9 protein-coding genes are annotated in these 13,732 nt (G+C 45.1%); 2 read left to right on the top strand and 7 right to left on the bottom strand.

Annotation, left to right across the window (positions count from 1 at the left end; genetic code table 11):
• Positions 1-90 precede the first annotated feature (90 nt).
• From ACESM0_RS09300 to ACESM0_RS09285, 4 genes are all read right to left on the bottom strand, one after another.
• Positions 91-2,523, bottom strand: a complete 2,433-nt coding sequence (locus ACESM0_RS09300) for a zinc-dependent metalloprotease (RefSeq protein WP_372905821.1) — start codon at positions 2,521-2,523, stop codon at positions 91-93.
• 87 nt (positions 2,524-2,610) lie between these two features.
• Positions 2,611-2,901: a GNAT family N-acetyltransferase gene (locus tag ACESM0_RS09295; RefSeq protein WP_372905819.1), complete on the bottom strand. Its 291-nt coding sequence runs from the start codon at positions 2,899-2,901 to the stop codon at positions 2,611-2,613.
• Positions 2,902-2,925: 24 nt separating this feature from the next.
• Complete coding sequence (locus ACESM0_RS09290) at positions 2,926-3,807, bottom strand: sterol desaturase family protein (protein WP_372905817.1); 882 nt, start codon at positions 3,805-3,807, stop codon at positions 2,926-2,928.
• Between the two features lie 30 nt (positions 3,808-3,837).
• Entirely contained in the window at positions 3,838-5,715 is a 1,878-nt protein-coding gene (locus ACESM0_RS09285; RefSeq protein ID WP_372905815.1) for a bifunctional metallophosphatase/5'-nucleotidase, read from the bottom strand.
• 118 nt (positions 5,716-5,833) lie between these two features.
• Between ACESM0_RS09285 and ACESM0_RS09280 the strand changes: the two genes are divergently transcribed.
• Entirely contained in the window at positions 5,834-8,359 is a 2,526-nt protein-coding gene (locus ACESM0_RS09280) for a M14 metallopeptidase family protein (protein ID WP_372905813.1), read from the top strand.
• Positions 8,360-8,433: 74 nt separating this feature from the next.
• On the opposite strand, the gene ACESM0_RS09275 is transcribed toward ACESM0_RS09280, so the two are convergent.
• Together ACESM0_RS09275 and ACESM0_RS09270 are read right to left on the bottom strand one after the other, a co-directional pair.
• Complete coding sequence (locus ACESM0_RS09275; protein ID WP_372905811.1) at positions 8,434-9,723, bottom strand: DEAD/DEAH box helicase; 1,290 nt, start codon at positions 9,721-9,723, stop codon at positions 8,434-8,436.
• A 581-nt stretch (positions 9,724-10,304) separates the two neighbouring features.
• Positions 10,305-12,029 (bottom strand): carbon starvation protein A, encoded by a 1,725-nt coding sequence (locus ACESM0_RS09270; protein ID WP_372905809.1) that lies wholly within the window; start codon positions 12,027-12,029, stop codon positions 10,305-10,307.
• 292 nt (positions 12,030-12,321) lie between these two features.
• Here ACESM0_RS09270 and ACESM0_RS09265 point away from each other — a divergent pair, with 292 nt between their 5' ends.
• A complete protein-coding gene (locus ACESM0_RS09265) occupies positions 12,322-12,675 on the top strand; it encodes a four helix bundle protein (RefSeq protein ID WP_101074212.1) in 354 nt (117 codons plus the stop codon).
• 207 nt (positions 12,676-12,882) lie between these two features.
• Here ACESM0_RS09265 and ACESM0_RS09260 read toward each other — a convergent pair.
• A partial coding sequence (locus ACESM0_RS09260; RefSeq protein WP_372905807.1) for a M16 family metallopeptidase occupies positions 12,883-13,732 on the bottom strand: 850 nt, incomplete at its 5' end.

The raw sequence follows: 13,732 nt of genomic DNA, 5'->3' as shown, positions 1-13,732 counted from the left end.
TGCCAGGTTTTAAAAACCTGGCAGGTCTTGAAGAATTTTTACTATTGTCACCCGTCTGACCGCTTGGTTCGGTCTGACGGGTGATTTGAACTATTTTGGGTCGAGAATATTCTCAATTCGGTTTTGTACATCCTGAAGGTGTACAACCGTACTTCGATCTACCGTTCGGTTCACAGCACGATCCACTTCCGTTCTCAATGTTCTGAGCTCTTCCCGCAGCAATGGCTTGATGTCACTTCCATCTACATCGCTATTATCGCTTTCCATCAGAGATTCCACAGAATTCAGATAAGTTCGCTGAAGATTTCTGCGGTAGACATTAATGGATGAGCTGGAGGCAAGTTCACTCCAAACGCCTGTTCGAACATCTTCCAGCATCTCCTCAATAGTGTAAGCATCACTTCCCCTGAAAGCCTCATCTTCAATCAGACGCAACATTCGGGATGTGTTCATCACGCTTCTGAGATGGCGACCTTGCAAAGACTGAATTCGCTCAACAGCGCCGGCATGTTCAATATTTCTCAGAATGTTTTCATCCAGCAACCAATGCGGAGTAGTAAAGGCATTCTCCACCATAAACTCCATCGCTTTTTCCTGATACTCTTTACTAACCGGACGATAAACATTTCCATCCTGATCAGATGCAATACGCTCCATATAAACTCCGCCAATGTTGGTGATCACGTGGCCTACATAACGGCTCCACTGCCCAATCAGCTCACCGTAAATCTCTTCCAGATCGTCGTAGCCCTGCCCGGGACGTGAGGTCCACTCAATCAGATTTGGTGTGACTCGCTGCAGGTTCATCATTCCATATGTGGATGCCTGAACCGGGTCATCAGATAAGGCTTCTGTCTGTGCAGACGGATCATAACCGGTTGACTGCCCAAAGCGGTACATCGGATCTTCAGCTTTATCAAGAATCCATTGATTTAGCGTGGAAACTTCATCTTCAGACGTTTCCGCTTCCGGAATAACCCTGTACCCCCAATTGATAGCATACCTATCGTACGGGCCAATTTTTCGGATAAATCGCTCCACCCCGTCACCCGGCTGGGCAATGTAATTCTGACGTGCATAATCCATGATAGAAGCCGATACTCCATACTCCGAAGTAAATTCAGGGTCTCGTAGTGACTCGACCGGATAGGAGGAGTTTGCCTTCATATTATGAGGCAGTCCAAGTGCGTGACCAATTTCGTGCGCAATCACCTGTCGGATCGCCTCTTTCAGGTAGTCATCGTCAACCCGCAGATTTTGCGCTTTGGGATTAGCCGCACCGGTCTCCAGCATCAGACGGTTTCTGTAGGATCGAATATGATTGTGGTACCAGATGATATCACTCCCGATAATTTCACCTGTTCGGGGATCCGTCATGCTCGGCCCGGTGGCATTACGTGTGGTATTGGCAATCCATCGAACCATATTGTAACGAATATCTTCCGGTTCAAAATCGGGGTCCTCATCTTCGGTAGGCGGTAGTTTTGCCTGAATCGCATTTTTAAAACCTGCTTCTTCGAACGTAACATTCCAGTCTTCAACCCCTTGAATCACAGCCTGGCGATACTCTTCAGGCGTTCCCGGGTCTACATAGTAAACAATAGGCTCAACCGGCTCAACAAGCTCTCCCCGGGCGTAGGCTTCGGGATCAGATGGCTCAAGTCTCCATCGTCGAATCAGTGATCGTGTAGCAGCTTTTTGCTCGTCTGAGCCAAAATCGAGCTGATTGACGGTAAACCAGCCAACGCGATAGTCGTGATAGCGCGGCCGCATCGGCTCACTTGGAAGCAGAACCATTGACTGATTCATCAATAGTGAAATACTGTTGGTGTTGGAAGAAGATGGCGGGTTCATCGCTTCGTAGGTCATCACATGTCGAACTTCTACATTTTCCGGATAGGTACGAACACGTTCTATATAGCTTCGACTGCCATCGAGACGACGAACCTGATAAGAACTCCGTAACCATCCCTGCAGTCCTGAAATAGCCGACACATCTGTTTCAAAAAGGTCGTTTACTTCAATAACCGTAGTCGTACTGTCCGGGCCGATTGCTTCCAGATCAAAAGATGCAATAATCGGCTCGTAGTTGTTTGCTCGAACCGATCGGGAAATTGGGAGAGAGTCCGGCGCAACGCTGTTATAAAGGCGTTGGCGAATATTAATTTTATCATTCACCTTTTCAAAAGCAATGACTTGCTCCGCAGTTTTGGAGCCGCTGCTGGTAAACCCAAAGAAATTATTCGGAACACTTGCCACGCGACTAACCATCAGAAAATCACGGCCTAAAAGGGAATCCGGTATTTCATAATAAATTTTATCGCCCACAGTGTGTACGTCCACAACACCACGCTGGGTTTCAGCTTCGGCGGTAATAACGCTGCTGTAACCATTTGAGTCGGAAGGTTCAGCACTGGATGAGTCAGAGCCGGATACCGATGAAGCAGGATCCGTTGTTGCACAGGAAACCGCAAATAGTCCTGCAAATAGTAAAATGGAAAGGTTTCGTATCAGTTGATTCATAAAAGCCAAGATCTTATTTATTGTAGATTGCCAGATTAAAGAAACAAAAAGTATCAATGATTCACTGCAAAAGGTTGCAAAAAGAAACTAAAACCGATGTTCCTCTGCCAGCAGTCTTTTCCACTCCGGGTGCCTCTGCAGATAAGATTTTACGAACGGACAGATAGGAGCAATTTTCAAGTCTCTATCTTCAGCATCTCTGAATGCAGCCTCCAACAATTTTGACGCCACTCCCTGGCCTTCATGTTCATCCGGAACTTCAGTATGAGTAAAAAAGAGAACACCCTGTTTGTTCAGAATATATTCTGCAACAGCCGTTTTCCCATTTACTGACAGTTCATATCGGTTCTTCTCCTTATTGTTTTTTACTTCGGCCATATTGATAAGCGTAAAATTTTAGGTTCATCTTCTGTTTTTACCGAGTTTCTCCACTTTCAAGTCAACTGTATCGCTCAATGTTGCATCCGTCGGTGGCCTGTACTGCTGAAACGGGATCTTTAATAAATTGCCTAAATGCCCATGTTCAGCAGGATCCAAATGTGTATCAATTCCATACTTTAAGTGCTGAACATTATTTACCTCCGCAAAAGTACCAAACAATCGATCCCATACGGCAAATATATTTCCGTAATTGGTGTCGGTTAGCGGCTGGGTATAGTGATGGTGAACTTTATGCATGTTCGGCGTAACAAAAAGATATGATAGAGTCCGGTCTATTTTTCGCGGCATATTGATATTGGCATGTGTAATATGCGCAAATAGTACAGAAAGGCTTTGATAAAGCATTACAATTCCGATTGGTATTCCCACAAGAAAGACTCCCAAAATAGTAAAGAAGATCCTGAATACTGTCTCGCCCGGATGATGCCGAAGGCCTGTGGTCACATCCACAGTTGTATCACTGTGGTGAACCAGATGAAATTTCCACATCCATTTTATTTTATGCTCTATCCAGTGAATCAGCCAGGCGCCCATAAAATCGAGCAGCATTACCCCGATGATCATTTTGGCCCAAAGGGGAAAATCAGCGAGGTGTAAAAGGCCGAACTCATTTTCCGTTACCCAATACGATGTGAAGTAGAGAACACCTGCCAGCCCAAATCCGATAGTAGCCGTAAAAAGAGTGAACGTCAGGTTGATTCCGGCGTGGCGCACCTTGTTGTAGGTAAATTGAAAGAGAGGAATAACACCTTCCATTACCCAAAATATGAAGATACCGCCAATCAGAATAAATGCCCTGAAGGTTGTGGGTACATTTTCAAAAAAAGTAATGACTGTTTCCATACGATTTGGGTTCGTTGAAATGTAGTTACTCTAACGCCTTTTCCGCATAATCAGAAAAATAATTAAAGCTACCAATAGCAGGACGGCCACCGGCCAGACCCATAACGGAAGAGTATAGGCTATGGTTAACCTTCCTTCCGGGGCTTCATAACGGGCTGGAATAATCGGTATTCCGTCTTCATTTTTTCCAAAAGACTGAACATAGTTCAGCACTCCGGTCCAAACTTTCAACTGTTGATTTCCATCCATTATGATGGCTTCATCAAGTGAAATAGCACGGCCATTTTCGTCACGAAGCGTAATTGCAAGATTAGGTAATCTCTCACCAACCATCGGCAAAAACCCTGCAATGTAGTAATCCGTCACAACGTGAAACAGCTGATCTGAATCTTTCCGTATCGGGGTAACTTCTTCCCCACTCACCAATTCTGCTCTTAAAACAGATCGAGAGGATGGAATGGGTGTTCCGACAAATGGAACGGTAAAAAGTACAGCACGGTCCGGATTGTAGATCATGTTCAAACCGGAAAATTGAAGAAAATAGTTGTCGCCCATCAGTTCTGACAGAAGTATGGACACCTCAAGAGCGTTGCGAACTTCCTGCTCCGTTAGATAGAATGAGACCACCGGATAACCGGGCGTTCCGTCATCTCCTGACCCAAGCCCAAAAGCCATCATCATATCATAAAATGTAATTTCACCCTGATTCCAAACCTCCGTTCCCGGTTCTATATCACTTCGAATAGCGCCATTTGCCTGAACGGCAATATCAATTGGGTGATCCAATACTTTTTCAGCAGAATATTTCATGGCATCCGTTACAAAATTACCGATCGCTGATTCGCGCTGAATTTCATTTCGATAGACCGGAAAGTTTGAATATGCGATCGTCTCTCTAATATTTTTTACTCCTCCGTCGGTAAAATCCCTCAGCCAATCATTTAAAATTTCCGTATACCGATTCACTTCCTCAGATACATTCTCATTTTCATTGATCGTTGAATCGATCGGGATCAAAAACGTATTACCGTTCTCCTCGTTTAGAATCGATACCTCATCAATCTCACGATTATAGCTCAGCTCCAGTCTGCCCAGGTACTGCATGTAGTTGCCGGCCTGAACAATGATCGTATCCCCCACATAGATCGGCCCAAAGAGGGCCGTGTGAGTATGCCCGCCGACGATAATGTCAATCTCAGGGAGAAGTTCAGCCAGTTGCCGATCCTCTGCTACTCCGGAGTGGTTCACTGAAATGATCATGTCCACATCCTGCTCCTGAAGTTCCGCTACTGCTTTTTTGGCTGATTCAAATGGATCATCAAACAGAACGGGACCGGGTTCTGCCGTTTTTGAGATGGCATCGTTTCCAATCAAACCGAAGATCCCAATACGCAATCCATTGTCCAGTTCTTTTACGAAATGATTTTTAATTCCCCGATCACTTAGCGGGTGATCCTGAGGTGGGCGTACATTGGTTCCCAAGATTACCGTTTGTTCTGCTGAAGCCGGATAACCGGCATCCGAAAGGTAGCGGGCATAGATATCAGAACCATAGTCGAATTCGTGATTACCGATGGTAATGGCGTCGTATCCCATTTCCTGAAATAGGTTCAGCTCAGGAGCCAGGCCCTCTTTAAGTGGAAGCCAGCCAAAAGCGGGACCTCCTAAAATATCCCCGGCCGAAAAAAGAAGTACAGGCTCATCTGTCTGACTTTTTTCTATTCGTACCGTCTCAATTGCACCGGCCAGTCTGGCGACTCCACCGCCGGCTAAATTTCTGTATTCGGGATGATCATTCACTGCCGGAATCGGAATCAGGTGAGAATGCTCATCATTCGTGTGCAAAATTGTAAATCGAAGATCTAATTCAGTGGATTGCCGGCCTTCCAGGTGTGCCGACCATAACATGAGGATGACAAAGATTGTAAATTTGAATCTCAAACTAATTAGGGGCTTTTAGCAGTTATCGGTTTTGATTAAGTTACGCTTCAATTTGTTGCAACCAAATCAACAGGCTTACTACATTATGAAAAAACCGATAAAAAGCATAAGTGCATTTCTGATACTCTTTCTTTTTTCAACCGGGGCCTTTGCTCAGCTTCAGTCACCTGAAGATTACCTCGGTTATGAACTTGGAGAGCGATACACCCCACATCACAACGTTTTGAGCTATGTTACTCATGTGGCAGACAACTCTGAATTGGTAACAATTCACTCATATGGTGAAACTTACGAACATCGGGAATTGGTCTACCTGGTTGTTACTTCGGGGGAAAATCACTCCAATCTCGAAGAGATTCGTTTAAATAATCTCAAACTGACCGGACTTGAAGAGGGTGAGCCTACAGAAAATCAAAAAGCAATTACCTGGCTCAGCTACAACGTTCATGGAAATGAGACGAACAGCAGTGAAGCCGCCATGAAAACGCTTTATGAGCTTGTTGACCCATCAAACCGGGAGAGCAAAGAGTGGCTCAACGAATCTGTTGTGATTATTGACCCGATGATCAACCCCGATGGAAGAGATCGGTACGTAAATTGGTTTAACAGTGTAATTGGTACAGAGTACAACCCCGACCCAATTGCCCGCGAGCACCGCGAACCGTGGCCCGGAGGTCGTGCGAACCATTACCTGTTTGATATGAACCGCGATTGGGCGTGGCAAACACAGGTAGAGTCGCAGCAGAGAATTGCCGTTTACCAGCAGTGGATGCCGCATGTTCACGTTGATTTCCATGAAATGGGATATAACTCTCCATACTATTTTGCCCCTGCAGCGAAACCGTATCACAACGTGATTACCGACTGGCAGGAAGAGTTTCAAACCATTATCGGTAAAAATCACACCAAATATTTCGACGATAACAGCTGGCTTTACTACACACGTGAAGTTTTTGACCTTTTTTACCCTAGCTATGGTGATACCTGGCCAACGTACAACGGTGCTATTGGCATGACCTATGAGAAGGCCGGAGGCGGCAGTGCAGGTGCTGCTGTATTAACAGAAGAAGGAGATACACTTACTCTTAAAGACCGGCTTACGCATCATCACGTTGCGGGAATATCCACGATTGAAGTGACGGCTTTAAATGCCGACCGTGTAGTCCGGGAGTTTGCCAACTATTTTGAAAAAGCGGCCAACGATCCCGCAGGTACCTATAAATCATTTGTGGTTAAAGCGGACAACGATCCCGATAAAATTCATCACATGCTGACTTTCCTCGATTCACAACAAATCGAGTATGGTACAGCCGGCTCAAACCGTAACACAAATGCCTATAACTACAAGAGCGGGCAAAGTGAGCGTGTATCTATTTCAGAGGACGATATTGTAATAAGTGTTTATCAGCCGCAAGGACAACTGGCCCGGGTATTCTTTGAGCCAAATCCGGAGTTGTCTGACTCTCTTACATACGATATTACTACCTGGGAAGCTCACTACCGTTTTGGAGTTGATGGTTTCGCATTGGAATCAAATATCAACCCAAATCAAAATATTACGGCTGATGACTACCGAAACAGTTCGGTTACCGGTGCTGATAAACCGTATGCTTATGTGACCGACTGGGACAACATGGATGATGCGCGGTTTCTCGCTGAGATTACCAAGAACGGAGTAAAAAGCCGCTTTTCTACCGTCGATTTTGAGATAGAAGGACAGTCCTTTAAGCGCGGTTCACTGATTATCATGCGTGGCAACAATTCTCATTTGGATGATGAATTTGACGAAATAGTTCAAGTGGCAGCAGATAATCATAGCAGAGATCTCTTTGGAGCATCCACCGGTTTTGTAACCTCCGGTTCAGATTTTGGATCTAATAATGTCAGTTACATTGAAAAACCTGAAATTGCTGTTTTGATGGGTGAAGGGACGTCATCTCTAAGCGCAGGAGAAGTGTGGCACTACTTCGATCAGCAGCTTCATTACCCAACTACACAAATCAATACGGATGATTTTATGCGTGCGGATATCTCCAAATTCACCACGCTGGTTCTTCCATCAGGATCTTACAATGGTGTGTTAACTGACAGCGCTATCGAAAAAATCTCAAGTTGGGTTCGTGATGGCGGAAATCTGGTATTGATTGCAAATGCAAACCGAAACTTCACGGAAAGAAATGGGTTTCAGCTTGCACGAAAACAGACCGAGGCTGAGGAACCAACAAACGAAGAGAAGCTGGCGCCTTACGACAACCGGTCCAGACGTTATATCAGCACAACCACATCAGGTTCAGCATTTGAAGTGTCTTTTGATACAACGCATCCGTTAGCGTACGGCTATGAGTCAGAATACTATACGCTCAAGCTAAGTGCAGACTCCTACAGCTATCTGGATTCTGGATGGAATGTAGGTACCGTCCGTGACAATTCGTACAGAAGCGGGTTTGCAGGAGCTGAAGCCAAACCAATGATTGAAAACTCACTCTCATTTGGCGTTCAAAACTATGGTAGTGGTCAGGTGGTTTATATGATCGATAATCCCCTCTTCAGGGGATTCTGGGAGAATGGAAAACTGCTGGTTGCCAACAGTCTTTTTTTTGTAGGTAACTAATTCAGATTTGAGAAATGAGTCCTGAGTCTTGAGATATTTCTCTTGATTCAGGACTCATACCTCATTTCATTAATCTACTTCTCAAACTTCATCTTCATCAGTGCAGCTGCTATTTCAATCGGTGAGTAATTACCTTCTGCAAGCGGCTCCAGCTGATCAATATATTCTCTTAGTCCACCTTTCTGGAGTACTTCAACGATTTCATCCAGGTGCGATTCCATCTTCGACATTTGCACCTCTTTGGATGAGGGCATTGGAAGTGGCATCAGCTTTGTGCCGATAATTTTTTCAATAAAACGGATGCTTTTTCTCTTCCTTCCGGTAGAAAACGTAATGGCCATTCCGGATTTACCTGCGCGTGCGGTTCGCCCAATTCGGTGTACGTAAAACTCCGGATCTTGCGGCACATCATAGTTAAATACGATATCAATATCATCCACATCCAGTCCCCGAGCAGCAACATCCGTCGCCACCAGCAGCTCGATTTTTCCGGATCTGAACTTGTTCATCACCTTATCGCGAACGTTTTGGCGCATATCTCCGTGAAGGGCATCAGCCGAAAATCCCCTGGCCTGAAACTCCTGTACAAGAGAATCGCATCTGCGTTTTGTATTGGAGAAAACCAGAGTCAGGTTGGCTCCGGTCATATCAATTACGCGTGATATCGCCTCAACCCGCATGGAGTCGCGCACTTCCATAACATACTGCTCAATGCCTTCAGCTGTTTGAGCTTTGCCTTCCACTTTGATCATTTCCGGATTTTCCATCCAGCGATTCATAATATTTTTAATCGCTTTTGGAACAGTAGCAGAAAACATGACCGTTTGTGATTTACCTTTACTAAAGCTTAAAATCTGCTCCAGGTCTTCACGAAAACCCATGTTGAGCATCTCATCAGCTTCATCAAGTACAACCATTTCCAGTGCGCCAAGCTTGAGGGTGCCGCGCTTCAGGTGATCGATGACCCGGCCCGGAGTTCCAACTACGATCTGAGCTCCTTTTTTCAGGGCTTTAAGCTGGCGGCTGATCGGCTGACCGCCGTAAACCGGCACAGTAAATACTCCGTTAACGTGCTTCGCAAGTTTAATCAGTTCACCTGTAACCTGGATAGCCAATTCCCGCGTAGGAGTTAAAATTAAAACGCTTGGTGTTTTGGAGCCTTTATTGGCCATCTGTAGCGCCGGAATTCCAAATGCTGCGGTTTTACCGGTTCCTGTTTGAGCCTGTCCTACCAGATCTCTACCCGCTAGTATCTGGGGTATACATTTTTCCTGTATGGATGTCGGAGCTTCAAAGCCCATTTCATTTACAGCTTTGAGAATTTCAGGCTGAATTCCCAGCTCTGAAAAAGAAGAATTTTTCATTGTTTGTCTTTTGTTTGTAAGGAATGAAGGATATAGATAGCCACCTGATTGTGAATCATAATTCACCCAAGTTGCTGCAAAATCATCCTTTTTTATCCTGTTATAAAATATCTGTCGCTCTCCACGCGCATCGCTCCGCTCTTGTGTTTTTTAAACATTTCGGAGATACTCCCTGGCCAAAAGCGCGTTTTACAAGCATTCAGGAGAGAACTACTGAAGAGAGGCAAAAAGGTACCGAGTTGGGCAGGTCAACGTCGAACGTCAGTTGAAGGTGCACAAGGTACGGAGAAGAATTGGATTTACAACTATGGGATTTTATGAGCATAAAGTATTGAATCGACTAACCAAATCATTTTCTACATGGACCCCTTTTTGTTTCTCGCAGAATATCGCTGAGTTATCCGCAGATTTACGCTGAATATCTGCGAGACTCAGCGGATTCATCTGCGTAACTCTGCGAGAAAGTAATCAAATATTTTGAAGCTATGATTTTCATTCAATTTATTAGACAATAGTAGAGCACTGGATATGGAGTATCAAGTACTTTGTACTCTATACCTGATACCTACTACTCTTCAACCCTACTCACTACTCTTCTTCCGAAAAAGGGTATACGCTTCCAATATGATCCAGATTGAAAATCCAAGTATGATGGCTCCAAAAGAGAAGAGAAGCAGATTGAAATCAGACTCGCCCAGCCCAGACCAATCAAAAATGACCTGCTCAACCATGGCCCAGAGAGTCATAAACAACACAAAGATCATAGGAACAAGCGTGTAGATAATCGGCCTTCCCAAACGCTTTAGCCAGATGGTAATCAGCAGTAAACTAATTCCGGCCAGCAACTGGTTTGATGTTCCAAATAGTGGCCATAACAGGTATCCACCTGAGCCCAAACCCCGCGGACCCTCCGGCAGCAGTACAAGAGCCGCACTTGCTCCCACAGCAATCAGTGTTGATGTGTGAAGCTTGGTCAGCGGTTTTACCTTGTACTCCTCGCCCAACTCATTCAAAATATAGCGCATCAGCCGAACGGAAGTATCGAGCGTTGTGGCAGCGAAACTGATCACAATGACGGCAATAATCGTTTGAGCCGCTTCCAACGGAATGAGGAGTCCGGTCGCTAAATAGGCTGCACCCTCTACAAAAATATTAAGACCGTTTGCGCCGGCAGCTTCAAACGAATGGTAGTTCTCTAAAAACTCTCCGGTTGTGTTGAAGTAGGTAACAATGGCAACAATGGTAATCAGCGCCAGTGAACCTTCACCGATCGCTCCCAGATATCCGACAAACCGGGCATCGGTCTCCTTGTCCAGCTGCTTGGCCGTAGTTCCTGAGGATACCAGTCCGTGAAAGCCGGAGATCGCCCCGCAGGCAATCGTAATGAAGAGGAGCGGAAACCAGCTTACATCTCCTACATCCGTATTCGTCGGTGGAGCCGTAATTTCCGGACTGATCACAAAAAGTCCCAAATAGAGAATGACTAACCCCAAAATAAGCTGATAGGCATTGATCAGGTCCCGTGGCTGAAGCAGCATCCAGACCGGCAAAGTGGATGCAAAATAGACATAGACCATCAACACGACGATCCAGGTGAGAAAGGCTAACTCCACACCGGTTAGACCCATAAGCGTAATGGCTTCTTCACCCCCGAAATAGGAGACAAGGTCGATCTGCAGCACCGGAACGTAACTTGCAATAATGGCTGTAAAATACATGACTACCAATACGATCACTGAAGGGATGAGCATGTTGCCGCTCTTTTTGTATGCCCTGAAACCAATCCAGATGGCCAATGGAATCTGGATAAAAATGGAGATGACCGTAGCCGGAAAACTGATAAAGAGGTTTGATATGACCCAGGCAAAGACGGCATTTACCATCAGCACCAAAATCAGGATAATGAATAGAAAGAGAAGCCGTCCCCGGCGACCTACCAGTTTATCAGCCAGCATTCCTACAGATTGTCCTTTGTGACGAACCGAGAGCACCATAGTTCCAAAATCGTGAACACCGGCCGCAAAGATAGTCCCGAATACCACCCAAAGCATCGCCGGAACCCAGCCCCAGTAAACGGCTATTGCCGGACCTACAATGGGAGCAGCACCGGCAATGGATGTAAAATGATGACCCAAAAGTACAAACTTGTTGGCCGGCACATAATCTCTTCCATCGTTGAATTCGTGCGCCGGAGTCATGAAGTCCGGATTGAGCTGATAGATCTTTTCAGCCAAATACTTTGAGTAGTATCGGTAACCGATAAAGAAAAGAATGAGCGATAAAGCAGCGACTAAGCTTGCCGGCACAGATCAATGAGTTTATAGAGCGTTGTCGGATTCACCTTTCAAAATATACTTTTAGAGTAAATGTGCAATTTTGGAATAGGCCACGGAAGCACGGAGTTCACTGAGTTGGAGCTTTTGAACCGCAGAATATCGAATTCTGAATATCGAATTTAGAAGTTAAATTACTTCATTATTCGACATTCAGTATTCTGCGGTTCGACATTCTCTCACCCTATTCTATTGATACAAAACTGTAAGGAATCTGCTCTTCACGTTTCATACATACAAAGAATAAAGCGAAAAGAGTATAAGTATGAAAATTTATGACCTTGAAGACCGATTAATTGATTTTGCAGTACACATCATTAAAGTTGCAGAACAACTTCCGAAAAACTACACCGGCAATCATTTAGGTAAACAAATAATCAGATCTGGCACGGCTCCCGCGCTCAATTACGGTGAAGCCCAGGGCGCCGAATCGAGAAAAGACTTTATCCATAAGATGAAAATTTCGCTAAAAGAACTCCGGGAAACGTTCATCAATTTGAAAATCATCAAAAAGTCGGGCCTGATTGTAAATTATCAAACATTTACTGAAGCCCTGAAAGAGTGTAACGAATTGATTTCCATTTTTGTGAAAAGTGTGAAAACTGCGGAAAAAACATGATAGACTAAACCGCAGAATGTAGAACTCTGAATATCGAATTTCGAAGTGAAGTTACTTCATTATTCGCATTCAGTATTCTGCGGTTCGACATTCCCTCAAATCACTCATTCAATAAAAATAACACCCCTCGTCCCGACGAAATGCAATCGGGACACTCCCTTCTGGGGGAGATTTTTTTGTCAACATTCTGTGTTTCAGTGGCTAAAACTAGTCGTTCAACAAAACCGCATCTCCGTATCCCAAATCACGAAGTCTGTCCAATTGTGTACGGGCGTCGCCTACAATCACGTAATACATGCGATCAGGGTTGGCGTATTTCCTTGCCAATTCGCTAATCTCCTCACGGCTCATTTCGCGGACAACATCCTGCTGATCGTTGATATAGTCGGCCGACCATCCATTGGCGCTCATGGTTTGAAGAATTCCCAATTTTGCTCCAAGGGTTTCAAATGCCCGGGCATTGCTCTTCAGCAAGAAGCTCTGTGTGTTATCCAGATCCTGCTCAGTAAATGTATCCGGGTAGTCTGCCATGATATCACGGATTAACTCAAGAGCTTCAAAAGTAATATTGCTTCTCACACCGCTGCCTACAGAAAACGGTCCCGGCAGATTGCTGCCTGAAAATCCGGAGCCGATGCCGTAGGTGTAACCTTTTCCTTCACGAAGCTCCTGCGTGAGGCGTGATGCAAATCCACCGCCTCCAAGAATGTAGTTCATCACCGTTGCCGGGTAGTAATCCTCATCCGTTTCCGGCATGGCCAGGTAACCAATTCTCAATACAGACTGCGACGCATTCGGCACATCATAGAAATAGACTTGTGACTGCTCAGGTGGCTCCGGCGTTTCAAACTCGGGAAGTTCAACCGACTTGGCCTCCCATTGTGATTTCAGATCAGAAAGCGAAGTTGTAGCGGTGCCCTGATCAATAGATCCGGCAATATGAAAGTTGGCAACAGAAGGTGAAATATTTGTTTCATAATACGCTTTCAAATCATCCAGAGTGATCGATTCCACACTCTCATCGGTACCCAGGCTGCTAAACGACAGTATATGACCT

Source organism: Rhodohalobacter sp., assembly GCF_041686455.1.
In the GTDB taxonomy this organism is placed as follows: domain Bacteria; phylum Bacteroidota; class Rhodothermia; order Balneolales; family Balneolaceae; genus Rhodohalobacter.
The sequence above is the reverse complement of the archived record's forward strand: the minus strand, read 5'-3'. Positions and strand labels throughout refer to the sequence as shown.

Excerpts from the sequence above, each read along its gene's own strand:
- ACESM0_RS09300 (WP_372905821.1), bottom strand. The coding sequence starts at position 2,523 with ATGAATCAACTGATACGAAACCTTTCCATTTTACTATTTGCAGGACTA.
- ACESM0_RS09295 (WP_372905819.1), bottom strand. The coding sequence starts at position 2,901 with ATGGCCGAAGTAAAAAACAATAAGGAGAAGAACCGATATGAACTGTCA.
- ACESM0_RS09290 (WP_372905817.1), bottom strand. The coding sequence starts at position 3,807 with ATGGAAACAGTCATTACTTTTTTTGAAAATGTACCCACAACCTTCAGG.
- ACESM0_RS09285 (WP_372905815.1), bottom strand. The coding sequence starts at position 5,715 with ATGTTATGGTCGGCACACCTGGAAGGCCGGCAATCCACTGAATTAGAT.
- ACESM0_RS09280 (WP_372905813.1), top strand. The coding sequence starts at position 5,834 with ATGAAAAAACCGATAAAAAGCATAAGTGCATTTCTGATACTCTTTCTT.
- ACESM0_RS09275 (WP_372905811.1), bottom strand. The coding sequence starts at position 9,723 with ATGAAAAATTCTTCTTTTTCAGAGCTGGGAATTCAGCCTGAAATTCTC.
- ACESM0_RS09265 (WP_101074212.1), top strand. The coding sequence starts at position 12,322 with ATGAAAATTTATGACCTTGAAGACCGATTAATTGATTTTGCAGTACAC.